Consider the following 16,115-nt stretch of genomic DNA (forward strand, 5'->3'; position numbering starts at 1 on the left):
GTTTGCTAGATCGCGTTATTGACCATATTATCGACCAGTACCAAGACCGTGGTATCACTCTTGATACGTTCCAGATCCAGGCTATGCACGCCTTGGGCAAAGGCCGAGATGTATTTGTCAGTGCCCCAACTGGTTCTGGTAAAACTGTTGTTGCTGAGTGCGCGGTAGAGTTTGCGCTGGCTTCATCGAGTCGTTGCATTTATACAGCGCCGATAAAAGCGTTGTCGAACCAAAAATTTAAGGATTTGCAAGCTCGCTATGGCAAGGAATATGTTGGGTTAATTACTGGCGACGTCGTCATTAATCGTCAGGCACAAATTTTGGTGGTAACCACCGAAGTCGTGCGCAATATGCTACTTGCTCATGATACTCAGATCGCCGATATTGGTTATGTTGTCTTAGACGAGGTCCATTTTTTGGGCGATCCGTTTCGCGGGCCAGTGTGGGAAGAAATTATTTTACAATTACCGCTGTCAGCTCGCCTTGTCTCCTTGTCAGCAACAGTTGCCAATATTGATGAGTTTACCTCGTGGTTAAACTCGGTTCGCGGCCATACTGAGGTTATTACCAGTAGGGTACGTCCAGTGCCATTAGAACAGTACGTGGCCACCAAAGGATCGATTGTTCGCCTTTTTGACGAAACCGGGCAACCAGCCTATCGCCCGAAACGCACTTCGTCAGACAACGATTCGCGACGACGCCGAGCCAAGCCAGCGCCACGACGTCGCCGCGTCTTGGGCATGGTTCAAGACCGACAGATGCTACCAGCGATCCATTTTATTTTTTCTCGTAAGGGCTGCGATCAGGCCGTTGCTGACTTGCTAGACGCAGATATTTTCTTAACCACGCGCCACGAAAGTGACGAAATTCGACGTCGATTAACTCTATTAAAGGCTTCCCTCAGTGAGGCGGATGCGCGCACGATTCGTTTCGGATTCTGGGCTAAAGCGCTATCGCGTGGTTTTGCCGCCCATCACGCCGGAATGTTTCCGGCTATCAAAGAGCTTGCTGAAGAATTGATGGATGCGGGGTTGTTGAAACTCGTCTATGCCACCGGGACTTTAGCATTGGGTATCGACATGCCGGTGCGTACGGTGATTATCGAAGATTTAATTAAATGGAATGGCGAAGATTTCGTATCGATTGGGGCAACAGAATATACTCAGCTGATCGGTCGTGCAGGTCGGCGTGGGAAAGATAGCCATGGGAATGCCATCGTAGTTGCCACTCCAGATCTTGATATCGACCATCTTGTGCGGATCGGCTCTGGAGAAGTTGACCAACTTCTATCGGCTTTCTTCCCTTCGTATAATACGGTGGTTAATTTACTGAGTTTCCACACGTATAACGAGGCGCGTGCGATTATGGGGCAATCGTTTGCGCAATATCAAAAGAATGCTGATTTGGGTAAAATCGAGGCGAAACTCGGACGCATAGAACGGCGTATTCAGCGTCTATCGCGTGAGCTGGACGCGCTTTGTGAACACGGTTCAGTTACTGAGTATCTGGATTTGGTGCATACAGCTGGTCGGGCTTCGAAGGCACAACGACGTCGGGCAAAAGAAGCGTATAAAAACGAAGTTGATGCGTCTTGGGATGCAGTTATTACCGGGATGCTTTACGCCTTTGCTCGCGGGGGAGAACTTGATTATGCGATCGCGTTATCAGTTTCACCACGAAAGATACGCATGATTGACGTCTATGGTGAACTCTTTTGGCTGCGCCGCGATGATCTTTCTTCCCAGATGCGCGAGCTAGGGTTTGTTGATATACCTTTTGGGCGTTCGGTTCGTGATCTTAATGTGCGCAATGATATTGCGGAGTTGATTGAGGATCGGATTCGTGAACGTCTTGATCTTGACCTCGACGCCGATCTTGAAAAGTCATGGGATAGGTATGCGGTTCCGCAATCTCCAGTAGTGCAGGCCCATCCGGTTCATGCCTGCCCCCAGCGCTATGAGCATCAACGCCAGGGGAGTGAATATGTGACGTTAATTGAGCGCAAGCGTGAGCTTACTTCGTTGCGTGATTCTTACGAAGGTTCGGTTGCGCGCGAATTTGACGCAACGGTGAGTGTCTTGGAACGCCTACATTATTTACGGTTCGACGGCGATCGCGTAAAGCTCAGTGTGGGTGGGCAATTACTTAAAGGAATACATAGTGAAGCTGATGCACTGACGGTAATGTGCATGTCGGAGCCGATTTTTTCGCAGCTTTCGCCAGCTAAATTTGCAGGTATTTGTTCTGCCTTGTTATGTGATCGCCGCTTTTCTTCTCAACTTCCTCGCGATGGGCAATTGCGCGCAGCCTGGGAGCGTATCGAAGCTAATCTTCAAGACCTGCTCGCGCGTGAGTCCGAAGCTGGGATTGTACGCACCGGTGTTCCTACTCCTGGTGGGATTGATGCCTTTACGCTACTTGCCGGTGGTGCAGATTTGGAAGTAGCTGTTGCTTCGTCAAAGATAGCTGTAGGTGATGTCATTAACGCTAACCGGCGTCTTATAGATCTTCTGGGGCAATTGGTAGAGATTGGTTCTGATAATTGGCTAGGGCAGAGTGCGTATCAAGCGCGTGAGTTATTGCGTCGTTGGGATTGGAATTAGAATTAGTCATAACCATAATAGGCATTAGTGGGTTTTATCACATACCGCTAGTTATCGCGGTAAATGCAGATCGTAATAATTTGACATGTGGAATCGGTTGAGGGCTTTGGATATCATCGATAGGCTTGGCGATATACCCACTAGATGTGAGTAAGGCTCTCATTCGCGTTCGATAGAAAACGACCACGGTCGGTCCGAGGTTCGCGAGTGGGGGCCTTGTTTTTCACTAACCCATGTGGAGCGTAGTGTGATTTTTTTTCTAAGAGTGATTTTTGCTGGACTTGGTGGGCTGGCTTTCTGGGCAGCCCATGCTCCGATGTCGTGGTGGCCGTTATTAGTGCTAGCGTTTACTTTCTTGTGGGTTAGCGTCTACCACGCATCAGTTAAGTGGGGATTTTTACTCGGGCTGATATGGGGGTTATTCTTCTTCCTACCACACACTGCATGGGCAGCAATTGCTGCTGGTACAGTGTTCGCCTTAGTGGCTTTAGCGCTCAGTCAAGCCCTCTTTATCGCAATTGTTGGGGGTATTTGGTCTCAAATCTCATATTTATCGCCGAAATCTGCCTGGCTATGGGCCGCTATTTCCTGGTGTGGTATCGAGCATGTCCGTGGGGAGCTTCCCTTCGGTGGGATGCCGTGGGGGAAAGTGGCATTTGCCCTTAATGATTCGCCACTTGCTCGACTTGCACCGCTCGGTTCAACGCTTCTTGTTGGCCTAGTTGCTGTGGCAATATCGATACTTTTTGCGCAGGCTCTGGTGGCGATGCCCCGATCATTTTTCACTATGGCTACCTCGTTAGCCTTAGCTTGTGCCCTGTTCGTGCTTCCACTCTTTTTGCCGTTGGGAGGCAGTCCAGAGGGTCAGATAGCTGTGGGCATCGTTCAAGGAGGATCCCCAACGAAGGAAGAAGTACCACGTGGATATGAACGTGCACTTCGAGTGACTCAAAACCATGTTGAACTCGCGCAGCAGGTAGGCGATGCAGATCTTATCGTCATGCCCGAATCCACATCGGATCGAGATATGCGAACGGATCCGGTTACCGGGGGATTACTGCGTGATCTTGCGGTCAATCTTGACACGCCATTGATGTTTGGTACTCAAGAATATCTTGAAAACGGGCGCTATAACGACTATCTCGTCATGGCCCCAGATAGCTCTATAATAGGACGGTATTCAAAGCAACATCCAGTCCCGTTTGGGGAATATGTACCATTTCGGGATGCTATAGAAAGTTCGTCGCAGTGGTTAGCACAGATCATTAATCAGATTTCTGTTGACATGTTAGCAGGCACTACTAACGCCCATTTAGATGTGCCAACGAGCAGGGGACAGGTGCGTCTAGCAACTCCTATCTGTTTCGAGATTGCATATGACTTGTTGGTTTCACAAGCGGTAACGGGGAGTGGCCCGGCTGCTCAACTGATCGTAGTACCTACAAATAATGCCTCATTTGGGGATTCTGGTGAGCCTTACCAGCAATTTGAGATGACGAGATTTCGCGCAATGGAGTTTGGTCGGAGTGCGATTCAGGTTTCAACAACTGGCGTAAGCGGTCTCGTTGAAGCAAACGGCGTGTTGCGTTATCGGACCGACGTCGGCCAGCAGGAGGCTCGCACCGAAAATGTTATGTTGTATAACCATCTTACTTTCGCAGCACGCAGCGCTGACGTACGCCACCAAGTTGGCTATGGGCTAGCAATTATCGCGGTCATCATTGCGATAATTGCTTATCGGCGTCGCACACACAAGGCACGACGCCGATAAATATTATGTCAATTTTCTAGCTTGCCTAAATCAGTGGCGACGTTGGTAGAGGCGTCCGGTACGTAAAAGCTCGAGGCGCTCGTCAAGTAGCACCTGGAGTTCTTCTTCAGAACGGCGTTCTAACAACATATCCCAGTGTGTTCGTGCAGGCTTAATAACTTTTTCATCGCCATCTTCATCATGATCGCCAATGAGTTTAGCTTCCGCACCACACTTGCATTCCCAAGTCGCTGGTACGTCCGCATCGAGTGCGAATGTAATGGTAAATTTATGGCCTCGTTCGCACAGATATGTTTCATCGTGTCGCTCAACAAGAGCGACGCCAATATCTGACTCCAGCGAATTAGCGCCGATCTTCATACCGCGCAAAGAGCGTTCTACCATGAGTAAATCCTTTCAATGAATTCTTAAGTCTAAGTCTATCAACGTCCATTTTGACTGCGACTAAACCCAGTTAGCATGCGATAATTAATTCTGGCGCTATCCGATAATGTACATTATGTCAAATTACTGAGAGAGTGACAAGCGGCTTTACGTCAGGGAGTGTGCTAGCCAGAACGCATCTCCTCTACTGCTGTGCGCATCAAAGATGCTGGGAAACAAGTTCAGGTAAAGTTGAAGGCCCACACGATGTGGGCCTTCAATGCTAATCGATTATTGTGCAGATGCGAGTTTTGCTTTACGCCGCTCAGCTAGTTCGTCAACAACTTCATCGTGGATACGCATGGTTGGAATTTCACTGAGAGATCCTTCAACTTCTCGCCATACTTTTCCGAGTGCAATCCCAAAAACGCCCTGGCCGCCATTGATGAGGTCAATAACTTCATCATTTGATGTACATAAGTACACAGATGCCCCATCAGACATCAGTGTGACCGATGCTAGATCGTCAACCCCATATTCGGCGAGTTGAGTGATGGCTACACGGATCTGCTGTAGGGATACTCCAGTGTCTAGCAACCGCTTAACAATTTTAAGTACAAGCACATCTCGGAATGAGTAAAGGCGCTGTGAACCAGAACCAAGTGCGTTTTGAATCGAAGGCTCAACTACGCCGGTGCGTGCCCAGTGATCGAGTTGGCGATACGTGATGCCGATTGCGCGGCAAACTGCCGGCCCTCGATAACCGGTTTCAGTATCGAGATCTGGCAGCGTATCTCCAAAAAGCATTTGCTGTGCTCTTTGTGGGTGTGCGGTGTGTGCAGTACCGTCAGTCACGGCCCCTCCTATTGGAATGTGTCTACTCCAAGGTTATTACCCAACGACGAATTTTCCAACGATATCCTTGAAGTAATTTCGGCGTGTTGCGCAAGCATGTCTCAAGTTCGACTTGAAGTTTTGCATCTAGCGCAATGCCACGTCAATGTTTTCCACAAGTAACGCCTGATAGAGGTGGGTCAAAATTGTTGCTAATTCGCCAGATTCAGCAATAACGCGTTCTTTAGCGAGCGGGGTATTCTTAGCACGTTCCGCAGCGAGCAAAGATACAACATGGGCAGCATGTGAGTGAGCCGAGTGGCGGATCGCACGTAGTTGCCGAATATCCATGCCTTTCTTTTCCAACATAAGCACATAGCGCACGATCTCAACAGCTTGAGATGTGAGCCGCCCACGAGAATCTGGAGTTAAGATTTTAGCCTCGATAAGACGCTCAATATCGGCGTACGAGGCACCGACGAGGGAAGCTAATTCATCAATATGTAACCGTGTGCCCGGCGAGGGCTTAGTTACTTCATCACTCTTAACTGCACGCATACGAGAGGGATGAGAAGAGGTGGCCTCCCCCGCATCAAGCTGACGAAGCATTTCCTTAATCTGCGGCAGTGCAACGTATCGGTCACGTTGCTCAATTAAAATGAACCGTAGCCGTTCCACATCAGCTAACGAAAACATTCGTTGATTGGATGCAGTGCGTTGCGGGAAAATTAACTCTTGGGATTCAAAATATCGGATTTTCGACGCAGCTAGAAACGGAAATTCTCTACTAAGTAGCGCGAGAACTTCCCCGATTTTGAGCGTACCTTCATGAGAGACATCATGTGGCCACGTAGAATACTCGACAGTTTGAGTATGTTGGACTTTACTGCGCTGAGCTCTCATTGAGCTACCTTCGGTGCTCCATAGAAAGTCAGTTGATATTTGCCAATCCGAACTTCGTCCCCATCGTTTAATGGCGCATAATCAACTTGTTCCATGTTGAGGTAGGTACCATTGAGGGAATTAAGATCACGGACCGCGAACCCCTCTGCCCCACGCTCAAAAACAGCGTGCTTACGTGAAACGGTGACATCATCTAAGAAGATATCAGCTTTAGTATGCCGCCCTACCATCACGCTATCAGCATTAAGTAAGAAACGGGCACCGACGTTGGGACCTTTTAACGCGATGAGAATTGCAGAAGATTCTGGCAATGCGTTAATCGTGGCAATATCTTCAGAAGTTAAACCGCGACTGGAAGCGACCACATCTGAGGGTGCAGAAACAGCAGAAAAACGCGAAGTCGCAGTAGGATCTTGCCATTGTTGCGGTGTGTTGGATGCAGTGTCCATCGTCATCTCCTCGTGTCACGATTACATAACATATCTTAGCCCAGAAGGCCGCCCGGATTCATTCGCTCAGCGATTTTTCTAACGCATCTGATTACGCAACGAACGCAGGTGAAAATCGCGTTGATCAAGAATAATTTTACGCAATGCTGGCGGCGCATCAAGAGATTCATCCAACCAACGAGTCGCTGCCTTGACATCGGTATTATCTTCGGGACGCTCGCCGGGTAACAAATCTGAGAATGGGTAGAGTCCATAAATTAGACGTTCAGCTAATTCTTGACTCCGTGATGCCCAGATAGCTTCAATCTTATCGAAATAATCTGGGAGGGCTTGAGAAGCTTCGGCGCGATGGACGTACTGAGTAAAACCATCGATCATTGCGGAAAGATGATCATTGGATAACTTATCGTGCAGTAACCGCTCTAATGTATCTTTGCGCTTTCCAGGAAGAGACGTCATTGCCTTAAGATGAGCGACGACGTCGGAGGCACTGCCACTAGAAGCAAGTTCGTCGTCGAGAACTGCGGGCGAAACTGTTCCAGCGACTGCCCGCGCGCTCAGAAGCATCCATCGCAAATCCTGGTCGGTGGTGTGTTCAAGAACAAAGGCAATATCGTCATCGCGTTGAGGAAGATAGGCACCGACTAAAGCGATAGTACGCGTCCAAATAGTGTGCGGATCAGATCCGGGCTCAGCTAGGTCTCGTGCTCTTAATGCCTGATCGAAGAAATCGTTGAGATCAGCTTCACGCCGCGCAATGTTAGTAAAGTTCCGCAAAGCACTCAGTGCCGAACGAGTGCGCTGAGCCAACAACGATGCAGACGATAATAACGGTTCATTGTCGATAAACTGCGCATATTGAGTTGGTGAGAGCAGGCCGTCGTACGTCATTTGCCACAGCTGCCCGGAAATGACAGATCGAGACAGTGGCTCAGCAACCGTATTCGATAGTGCAGCGGCAAGGGACTGATCATCAAAAGCAACTTTGACGTAGGATAACGAATCGTCATTGGGCAAAATCAGATCGACGTCGGCCCCGCCAATCTCACTCCACGGAATCGTCACGGTCTTACGCAGATCGACGTCGTAGGAAGCAATGCGATGTAACGTGCCGTTGGTGGCAGAAAAACCGGAAACACGGATTCGGTGGGGACGCTCGATGGAGGCACCTGAAACTGAATCAGTGCCAGTTTGAGTCAAAATGACACCTTGTTCAGTGCGTTCAACGGTGATTGTAGAAACACCGGTGGTATGCAGCCATTGTTTAGACCACTCATGTAGGTCACGTCCGGAAGACGATTCGAGAGCTGAGAGCAAATCTGAAAGCGTGGCATTGGCAAAAGCATGGTCGGCAAAGAATTGACGTACGCCAGCAAAAAACTGTTCTTCGCCAACAAAAGCAACGAGCTGACGCAACACAGCAGCACCTTTAGCGTAGGTAATGCCGTCGAATGCTTGATCAGCCGCTTCGAGGTCTGCAATATCGGCAACGATTGGATGCGTTGTTGGTAACTGATCGGTGCTTAACGCCCAATTCAAGCGTGCACCAGCAAAATCAACCCAGGCTTCGGTGTATTGAGTTGATTTCGCGCAACCCCAAGCCCCCATGAACTCAGCGAAAGATTCTTTGAGCCACAGATCATCCCACCATACTGGCGTGGTGTAATCGCCAAACCACATATGCGACATCTCGTGCAAAATAGTGTTAGCGCGTCCAGCACGTTGCGCTCGAGTCGATAAGCCACGATAAATGTAGGCGTCCTCGGAGAAAGTAACACAACCCGGATTTTCCATTGCACCTAAGTTGTACTCGGGTACGAAAACAGAATCATATTTGCCCCACGGATAGATTGAGCCAAAAGCCTGTGGGAATGTCTGTAAACCCTGTTTGGTAACGGTAGAAATATCGTCGAGATCGAAATGCTCAGCTAAGGTTGCGCGGCAATAGAAGCCGAGATCAATTGGTCCTTGGGCTGTGTGGGCAACATCGTGGAAGCCGACGTACGGACCGGCAATAAACGCTGTGAGGTAGGTCGATTGACGTTTCGTTGGCGCAAAGAAAACCTGGACGCACGCGGTGCCTAACGAGTTTGTTCCAATTGATTCACGGCGAGCCTCGGCACTATTGGAAAGGATGGTCCACGATTCGGGAGCCGAGATCGAAATACGGAACTCAGTCTTAAGATCAGGTTGCTCGAAATTTGGGAACACGCGCCGGGCATCAGCCGGCTCAAACTGTGTGTAAAGGTATGTTTGGCCATCTTGAGGATCGCGGAATCTATGCAGGCCTTCACCAGTTGTAGAATAAAGTCCCGTTGCGTTGATGGTGAGCATGTGGGAGCCTGGCTGGAGTGGGGGTAGATAGACTCGGGCGCCATCGAAACGCGGATCGACCTCTACCCCATCGACGCTAAGTTTGGCATCTTCACCGATGAAGTCGGCAAACGTTTCAATGGTTTGATGAACTGCTATCTCGATCCGTGAGGTGACGGTAAATGTTTCACCGGCGCTAGGTGCTTCGGTGACGTTGAGATCGATGGAATGACTGATAACATCGAGAGCCGCTGAGCGTTGCTGAGCTTCGGATCGGGAGAGATTTTCTGTGTTCATACATCTATTCTTCCACCGAAAGGGTCGTTGCGCCTAATCAAAAGTATTGCTTGCATCGGCGGAATCAAGATTAGAAGTGGCGGGGTGAGTCAGGGTGTAGTAATCTTGTTGCGTTGCTTTGAGTAACCGGGCTATAGCGCAGTTTGGTAGCGCACTTGACTGGGGGTCAAGGGGTCGTGGGTTCAAATCCCGCTAGCCCGACAGAAATAAAATGGCTCTACCACAACGAAAAGTGGTAGAGCCATTGTTTTTCGAACTCTATAGCCTGCGAGCCCATGCTTCGGCTTGTTAGACTTGTTGGCGCTTATTGGGCTTACTGGCGAGATCGTGTTGTTTTGAAGTGCTATTCCATGTGTTAACTGTGGGATAGTGGCCGCGTGCCGTTTGGGTGCCTCTTCGCGTTTTCGTGAGCGTTGTTACCTTGCATTCAGTCATATTAGACCAGTATCGAACCGTAGCGTAGCGAGTGGCTGTAGTAGATCCCTGACTCCAGGGTTTTGGTGTTTGACCTGGATTCTTATTTTTGATCAATGGGTGGAACACAATCTACTTTGAGTGGAACACAATCTACTTTGAGTGGAATGCGACCTACTTTCCTGGCTTTTTCTCATCTTTTCTTATCGTTACTGAGCTTGTCTTCTATCGTCTTTTTCTTGTCGTTGAGGATTTCTTCCATTCTAATCTTCTTGTCACTGAGTATTTCTTCGAAACGGTCGGTTATCTTGGCTGCTAACTTAGGGTCATTGTTTGCTGTGGTTATCAACTGGATACAAGCTGCAAGGTTATCAACCGGATACAAGCTACAAGGTTATCAACCGGCTATAAGCTACAAGTTCCATATTTGTTCTGATTACTAGCCCACAACGATCTATTGGCTTGCCGACCACGACCTATTGACTAGCCCACAACAATCTTTCGACTTGCCCACAACGATCTATTGGCTAGCCCATAACTGTCTATGACTGCTGGTTTTCAGGCCGACCACGCTATCAACATCAGTTCTCCTTCCTGCCTACCTGCAATATATCGAGGTGAACAGTCACTATAGGCTAACTCAACCTAGTTTTATTCTGAATTGTCTGGTTTCTAGGGTTGGTGGTGAGGTTGGCCTGTTACAAAACCGGGGTATTTGGGGCGATGTCCTCGTATACGGGGTCATCGCCCCAAATACCCCGGTTTCACGACAGTAAAGCATCCGAAATCATGGCGAAAAGCGATAAGTCGGACTGGAAGTTGGGTGAAAGGACTCTACTCGAAGTTGAACAGGCTCTACTCGAAGTTGAACAGGCTCTACTTGAAGTTGAACAGGCTCTACTTGAAGTTGAACAGGCTCTACTCAAAATTGAACAGGCTCTGCTAGAAGTTAAACAGGCTTTAGGCACATGCTTAAAGTACGCCGATAAGAATTGGCACGATCCCGGGTAGTAAGACTCGATACCGGCCAAGAGTATTAACCAGGCGAAATTGATGATGACCTTGCTAAATTATTATCACGCGCAGAAAAGTTCAGTAGCGGTGGGAATAAAAGTCGAGGATCGCAGTCTCTTTAGAGATAAGATAATTTCCGATACCGCTCTCGATATCACCACGTTTGAGGCCCTTAGGGATATTAACTAATGGAAAAGCTAACACAAAACTTCGATCCCATTGTTTATCGAGAGATTTGACAATAATTCCAGAAGTGTTGCGAGTGCATAAATCACCGTCAAGCGAGGCTGGTATATCAAAATTGATATCGTTGCTAACCGCTACTACACCAAGATATCCATCTTGGGTAAACTTCATCCAAACCAAATTTGAGCAGTTACCATATTTGTCATGAAGCGGCTGATATAAATTTCGTTCAATAAACTCGTGAATTTGTGCATCACTAGAGTTTGGTTTGAGGCTGATTCGCGAATCTTTAATCACTAACATGTTCAACGCGGTTAAAAATTCATTGACATAGCAGGTTATCTTTTCGATTGGCATTGGCTCTTTAAGTGCTTGTTCTCTGGCTATGCGAATCCGGTATGCGTTGGGATCAAGGCGTACCGACGAAGCTTTGCCACGAGGGCGCCGGCCAATTTGCATCAAAGAATATGCGGCATCTTTGGTTAAGGGCATTTCGCACTCCGAATCCATGGCTGTATTTCGTCAATGATAAACAATTACCGAGCTAGGTGCGTAACTACGGAATGAGAGGTGTCGTGACGGAAAAGAACCGTCGCGACACCTCTTGGTGCGTTGGGCTATGTGCTCGAGGCACTACTTACGGGTTCGCTTTTGCCGAGGGCGTACCGATATTTCAACTGGAGAGCCGACGAAACCAAATTCGCGACGTAGCCGGTTTTCGATGAATCGGCGATAGCCGTGATCGAGGAATCCGGTGGTGAATAAAACGAACCGTGGTGGACGGTGCGCTATCTGGGTGGCGAACAGGATACGTGGTTGCTTTCCAGAACGTACCGGATGTGGATTAGCAGCCTGCAACTCCCCCAAGAATGCATTCAGCTTACCGGTAGGGATACGGGTATCCCATGACTCGAGGGCGGTATTCATAGCGCGCGTTAGCCGGTTTGTATGCCAACCAGTGAGTGCAGAAAGATTGACGCGTTCTGCCCATTGGATCTGGACTAATTCGCGTTCAAATTCACGTTCGATTTCGCGTCGCCGTTCGTCATCGACCATATCCCATTTGTTCATCACAATCACGACGGCGCGACCAGTGTCAATCACCTGTTGGACTACGCGAATATCTTGTTCTGTCATGGGCTCTGAAGCATCCATGAGAACTAAACCCAGTTCTGCCTTTTCGATTGCAGATTGGGTGCGTAGCGTAGCGTAATAATCGGCGCCCTTAGTTAAGTGGACTCGACGGCGAACGCCTGCAGTATCGACAAAAATCCATGGCTGATCGTCAAGTTCAATGATCTCATCGACCGGGTCACGGGTAGTACCAGCTAGCTCATTAACGACGACGCGTTCAGCGTTGGCTAACTTGTTTAGTAGCGAAGATTTTCCGACGTTGGGCCGGCCTACAAGTGCAATACGGCGTGGGCCTTGCGACGGGCGGGCAAGTGCGACTGCAGAAACTTCAGGTAGCATCTTAACCGCGGCATCTAACAAGTCGCCTGTGCCTCGTCCATGTAAAGCGGAAATCGGATACGGTTCGCCTAGACCCAAGCTCCACAACATCGCTGCATCGGATTCACCTTGCGGAGAATCTACCTTGTTCGCAGCTAAGATCACAGGTTTGCCGCTTCGACGTAGCAAGCGAACCATGCGCTCATCAGTGTCAGTAGCTCCCACGGAAGCATCGACGACCAACATAACAACATCTGCTTCCTCAATCGCCATTTCTGACGATAGTGAAACCGACTTATCGATACCTTCTACAACGGCTTCCCAACCGCCAGTATCCATAATCGTAAAATCGACTCCGGCCCATTCAGCGTCATATTTGACCCGGTCACGAGTAACACCTGGAGTATCTTGAACAACCGCGACGCGTTTGCCTACGATACGATTGACCAGAGTTGATTTACCAACATTTGGCCGGCCAAGAATAGCAAGTACCGGTTTTCCCCACGGCTGGGTGATTGGCGCAAACTCAATCTCGCCATCAAGGAGGGCCTGATCTTCGTCGTCAAGCTCATACTCGTTAAGCAATGAGCGCATCACATCGGCATGCTTTGCCGCATCTTCGTCGTCGTCATCTATCGATGAAAATGTTGCGTTGATATCGAAATCGTCGTCAAAAACGTATTCGTCGCTCATCGGCCTACCTCTTTCACTAGTTCAACAATGGCTGCTACAACTTCGTCAACGGAAAGATTTGATGAATCGATCGTCGTGACACCATCGTGGGCAGTCATAAACTCAGAAACTGTAGAATCGTCACGGTCGCGTCGGATTACCTCGTCACGGGTTTGCGCCAACGCAGTCTCATCAGCACTACCACGCACTTCCAAGGCACGGCGAGCCAGGCGTGCCTGCTCTGAAGCAGTCAGTAACACCCGTACGTCAGCATCGGGAGCTACCACTGTCGTGATATCGCGACCTTCGGCGACAATACCGCGGCCTTGCGAATACGAATCGGGTAAATCTTGCGAATCGATAATTGCTCGCTGACGCCGACGCATCTCGTGACGCACCGGAATATTGACCGCAACTTTCGAAACTACTTTAGATAGTTCCGAGGTGCGAATATCGGCGGTAATATCGATCCCATCACAGACAAAACGCTGTGCCTGCGGATCAAGAACCACCTCTAAGGGCATCTGTTTGACACTGCGTTCCACAGCTCCTTGATCATCAAGATCTACTCCGGTGTGTAGTGCCCACCATGTTGCAGCTCGATACATAGCACCAGTATCGAGATAGCCCAGTCCTAACTTTTGGGCAACAAGGCGAGAAACAGTGGACTTTCCTGATCCGGACGGACCATCGATAGCGATACGCAATCCAGTCATCACATTCCCACCATCGACATCAACGCACCCAATTCCGAACCAGCAATCTGGCGGACTTGGCCAGGCTTCAAATGACCAGCAACAATATTGCCAAACTGCATACGAACCAGCTCCATCACCGGATGTCCTACCTCATCCATCATCCGTCGCACGATACGGTTTCGCCCAGAATGCAACGTGATCTCGATAATCGAATTCTTGCGCGCTACTTCACGGACGATAAAGCGATCGGCTTTCACCGGACCATCTTCTAAAGTAATACCCTTTTCCATGACTTTTTGGAGCCCACGAGTAACTGACCCTTCAACGCGCGCAATGTAGGTCTTTGGAACTTCATAAGATGGGTGGGTTAGCCGATGCACAAGTTCGCCGTCATTCGACAGTAAGATTATGCCTTCGGTATCAACATCCAATCGGCCAACATGAACCAGACGCTGCGGATAATCTTCTATAAAGTCGGCAAGCGTTTTCCGACCCTGATCATCAGACATTGTAGAGACAACCCCTGGTGGTTTGTATAACGCCACAGTAATCAACTCTTGGTCGAGTTGGACACGGTTACCGTCAACGTGAATCACTGCAGTTTGGGGATCAACACGAATACCAAGCTGTCGAACAATAACACCATCGACGCTAACACGGCCAGCTTGGATCATATCCTCAGCAGCGCGCCGGGATGCAACACCTGCGTGTGCGAGTACTTTTTGTAGGCGTTCACCTTGTGGATCATGTAGATCCTGGGATTTGCGGCTCATGCCATCTCCTTTACAACATCTTTGAATTCTTCATCATCAGGCAAATACGGTGCCAGTGGGGCAAGATCCGCTAAGGAATTCATCCCCATTTTTTCTAAAAATAGATCAGTAGTTTCATACAAGACGGCTCCCGTATCAGCCGTAGTACCAGTTGCTTGCACCAATCCTCGGGTCTGTAATGTGCGCACCACAGAATCCACGTCTACCCCGCGGATCGCTGCGATCTGTGCTCGAGTAACCGGCTGACGGTAGGCAATAACGGCGAGCGTTTCTAAGGCTTGCACGGAAAGCTTACTGGACTGGCCAGAGGTAACAAATGTGCTCACCACATCGGCATAGCGTGGATCAGAATAAAAACGCCAGCCACCGCCGATGTTTCGGAGCTGAAAACCACGTGGTGGATCGCTGTTAGCATACTCAGTTGCCATGGTTTGCAAAAGCGAATCGATGTGCGATGGTGAAGATCCTAAAACCTGCGCCAACGCGGTAGAACTTACTGGTTCGGCAACAACCATGAGAATTGCCTCAAGGGCGCCTCGACGAAAATTATCGTCACTCATTATCTCTCCGTTCTGCATCCCTGCGATCGTTAGACTCCAAGGTTACCGTATTATCTTCGGAAACGCGAATGATCACCAAGGGTTGTAGCGGACCGTCTTGTTCAATCTCAATCTCGCCATTGCGCAACATTTCTAACACAGCTAAAAATCGAGAGACCACTGTGGGGATATTGCGCGCATCGGCACAAAGTTGGGAAAACGATTGCCTATCTCCTACGATCAGCCGTTGCCGCAGTAGAGTTATCTGAGAATCCACAGGTACGAGCGGATCGTGAATATGATCGATGGTTACCGAATCCGGCCGACGGAATAATGCCGAGGCCGCGATAATAGCTAAATCGACGGCGCCCAGATTGAGTTGAACTTCTGGTAGCAGCTGGCGGAATTCTTCTTCAAGCCCGACCTCGCGAGCATAACTTAACGATTGCATACTCATGCGCTGGGAAAGCTCTACGGCAACTTTCTTAAACGCTCGATATTGCAAAAGCTTGGCGAACAAAATATCGCGTGCCTCGAAAATGGCGAGTAGTTCGTCGTCGTCCTCGTTATCGCGCGGCAATAACCGGGCTGCTTTGATATCGAGAAGCGTTGCGGCCACGACGACGAATTCACTCATCTGTTCGAGCGCGGCGTCATCTTGGGAACGAATAAATCCGATGAACTCATCCGTCACTTTTGCGATAGCGACGTCAGTAACATCGAGTTGATGCTTGGATATGAGCGTTAAGAGGACTTCAAACGGACCAGAGAAAACATCGAGATTGACAGCGAAACTCGATCCGGTTGAAAAAAGATCCTCTGAGGCGCTCATAT

General features: G+C 49.2%; 15 protein-coding genes and 1 tRNA gene. 4 read left to right on the forward strand and 12 right to left on the reverse strand.

Going from position 1 to position 16,115, the window contains the following annotated elements; translation table 11 throughout:
• The first annotated feature begins 2 nt into the window (after nt 1-2).
• Together NG665_RS04330 and lnt are read left to right on the forward strand one after the other, a co-directional pair.
• Nucleotides 3-2,603: a DEAD/DEAH box helicase gene (locus tag NG665_RS04330; protein ID WP_252672447.1), complete on the forward strand. Its 2,601-nt coding sequence runs from the start codon at nt 3-5 to the stop codon at nt 2,601-2,603.
• 247 nt (nt 2,604-2,850) lie between these two features.
• A complete protein-coding gene (gene lnt, locus NG665_RS04335; RefSeq protein ID WP_252672448.1) occupies nt 2,851-4,374 on the forward strand; it encodes an apolipoprotein N-acyltransferase in 1,524 nt (507 codons plus the stop codon).
• Between the two features lie 30 nt (nt 4,375-4,404).
• On the opposite strand, the gene NG665_RS04340 is transcribed toward lnt, so the two are convergent.
• From NG665_RS04340 to pepN, 5 genes are all read right to left on the reverse strand, one after another.
• Complete coding sequence (locus tag NG665_RS04340) at nt 4,405-4,758, reverse strand: RNA polymerase-binding protein RbpA (protein WP_252672449.1); 354 nt, start codon at nt 4,756-4,758, stop codon at nt 4,405-4,407.
• Nucleotides 4,759-5,028: 270 nt separating this feature from the next.
• Complete coding sequence (locus NG665_RS04345; RefSeq protein WP_252674084.1) at nt 5,029-5,544, reverse strand: MerR family transcriptional regulator; 516 nt, start codon at nt 5,542-5,544, stop codon at nt 5,029-5,031.
• A 174-nt stretch (nt 5,545-5,718) separates the two neighbouring features.
• A complete protein-coding gene (gene ftsR, locus NG665_RS04350; protein WP_252672450.1) occupies nt 5,719-6,474 on the reverse strand; it encodes a transcriptional regulator FtsR in 756 nt (251 codons plus the stop codon).
• The gene (locus NG665_RS04355) at nt 6,471-6,923 is read right to left on the reverse strand and encodes an FHA domain-containing protein (RefSeq protein WP_252672451.1); all 453 of its coding nucleotides are present in this window, start codon (nt 6,921-6,923) and stop codon (nt 6,471-6,473) included. Before NG665_RS04355 ends, ftsR begins: the two co-directional genes overlap by 4 nt.
• A gap of 78 nt (nt 6,924-7,001) precedes the next feature.
• Nucleotides 7,002-9,533, reverse strand: a complete 2,532-nt coding sequence (gene pepN / locus NG665_RS04360; protein ID WP_252672452.1) for an aminopeptidase N — start codon at nt 9,531-9,533, stop codon at nt 7,002-7,004.
• A gap of 127 nt (nt 9,534-9,660) precedes the next feature.
• Here pepN and NG665_RS04365 point away from each other — a divergent pair.
• Nucleotides 9,661-9,734: transfer RNA gene (locus NG665_RS04365), tRNA-Pro, on the forward strand.
• Between the two features lie 406 nt (nt 9,735-10,140).
• On the opposite strand, the gene NG665_RS04370 is transcribed toward NG665_RS04365, so the two are convergent.
• On the reverse strand, nt 10,141-10,332 hold the full coding sequence (locus NG665_RS04370) for a hypothetical protein (RefSeq protein WP_252672453.1): 192 nt from the start codon (nt 10,330-10,332) through the stop codon (nt 10,141-10,143).
• Nucleotides 10,333-10,736: 404 nt separating this feature from the next.
• Between NG665_RS04370 and NG665_RS04375 the strand changes: the two genes are divergently transcribed.
• On the forward strand, nt 10,737-10,958 hold the full coding sequence (locus NG665_RS04375) for a hypothetical protein (protein WP_252672454.1): 222 nt from the start codon (nt 10,737-10,739) through the stop codon (nt 10,956-10,958).
• A gap of 81 nt (nt 10,959-11,039) precedes the next feature.
• On the opposite strand, the gene NG665_RS04380 is transcribed toward NG665_RS04375, so the two are convergent.
• The 6 genes from NG665_RS04380 to NG665_RS04405 all read right to left on the reverse strand — a co-directional run bounded on the left by NG665_RS04380 (nt 11,040) and on the right by NG665_RS04405 (nt 16,113).
• Nucleotides 11,040-11,657, reverse strand: coding sequence for a hypothetical protein (locus NG665_RS04380; RefSeq protein WP_252672455.1), 618 nt, complete (start codon nt 11,655-11,657; stop codon nt 11,040-11,042).
• Between the two features lie 123 nt (nt 11,658-11,780).
• Nucleotides 11,781-13,292, reverse strand: coding sequence for a ribosome biogenesis GTPase Der (gene der / locus NG665_RS04385; RefSeq protein WP_252672456.1), 1,512 nt, complete (start codon nt 13,290-13,292; stop codon nt 11,781-11,783).
• A complete protein-coding gene (gene cmk / locus NG665_RS04390; protein ID WP_252674085.1) occupies nt 13,289-13,987 on the reverse strand; it encodes a (d)CMP kinase in 699 nt (232 codons plus the stop codon). Before cmk ends, der begins: the two co-directional genes overlap by 4 nt.
• Nucleotides 13,987-14,742 (reverse strand): pseudouridine synthase, encoded by a 756-nt coding sequence (locus tag NG665_RS04395; protein ID WP_252672457.1) that lies wholly within the window; start codon nt 14,740-14,742, stop codon nt 13,987-13,989. The genes cmk and NG665_RS04395 overlap by 1 nt, the downstream gene beginning before the upstream one ends.
• On the reverse strand, nt 14,739-15,302 hold the full coding sequence (scpB, locus tag NG665_RS04400; protein WP_252672458.1) for an SMC-Scp complex subunit ScpB: 564 nt from the start codon (nt 15,300-15,302) through the stop codon (nt 14,739-14,741). Before scpB ends, NG665_RS04395 begins: the two co-directional genes overlap by 4 nt.
• Nucleotides 15,295-16,113, reverse strand: a complete 819-nt coding sequence (locus tag NG665_RS04405) for a segregation and condensation protein A (RefSeq protein ID WP_252672459.1) — start codon at nt 16,111-16,113, stop codon at nt 15,295-15,297. The genes scpB and NG665_RS04405 overlap by 8 nt, the downstream gene beginning before the upstream one ends.
• Nucleotides 16,114-16,115: the final 2 nt, after the last annotated feature.

This window comes from Arcanobacterium pinnipediorum (assembly GCF_023973165.1).
Classification (GTDB): Bacteria; Actinomycetota; Actinomycetes; order Actinomycetales; family Actinomycetaceae; genus Arcanobacterium; species Arcanobacterium pinnipediorum.

Excerpts from the sequence above, each read along its gene's own strand:
- NG665_RS04340 (WP_252672449.1), bottom strand. The coding sequence starts at position 4,758 with ATGGTAGAACGCTCTTTGCGCGGTATGAAGATCGGCGCTAATTCGCTG.
- NG665_RS04345 (WP_252674084.1), bottom strand. The coding sequence starts at position 5,544 with ATGCTTTTTGGAGATACGCTGCCAGATCTCGATACTGAAACCGGTTAT.
- ftsR (WP_252672450.1), bottom strand. The coding sequence starts at position 6,474 with ATGAGAGCTCAGCGCAGTAAAGTCCAACATACTCAAACTGTCGAGTAT.
- NG665_RS04355 (WP_252672451.1), bottom strand. The coding sequence starts at position 6,923 with ATGGACACTGCATCCAACACACCGCAACAATGGCAAGATCCTACTGCG.
- pepN (WP_252672452.1), bottom strand. The coding sequence starts at position 9,533 with ATGAACACAGAAAATCTCTCCCGATCCGAAGCTCAGCAACGCTCAGCG.
- NG665_RS04375 (WP_252672454.1), top strand. The coding sequence starts at position 10,737 with ATGGCGAAAAGCGATAAGTCGGACTGGAAGTTGGGTGAAAGGACTCTA.
- NG665_RS04380 (WP_252672455.1), bottom strand. The coding sequence starts at position 11,657 with ATGGATTCGGAGTGCGAAATGCCCTTAACCAAAGATGCCGCATATTCT.
- der (WP_252672456.1), bottom strand. The coding sequence starts at position 13,292 with ATGAGCGACGAATACGTTTTTGACGACGATTTCGATATCAACGCAACA.
- cmk (WP_252674085.1), bottom strand. The coding sequence starts at position 13,987 with ATGACTGGATTGCGTATCGCTATCGATGGTCCGTCCGGATCAGGAAAG.
- NG665_RS04395 (WP_252672457.1), bottom strand. The coding sequence starts at position 14,742 with ATGAGCCGCAAATCCCAGGATCTACATGATCCACAAGGTGAACGCCTA.
- scpB (WP_252672458.1), bottom strand. The coding sequence starts at position 15,302 with ATGAGTGACGATAATTTTCGTCGAGGCGCCCTTGAGGCAATTCTCATG.
- NG665_RS04405 (WP_252672459.1), bottom strand. The coding sequence starts at position 16,113 with ATGAGCGCCTCAGAGGATCTTTTTTCAACCGGATCGAGTTTCGCTGTC.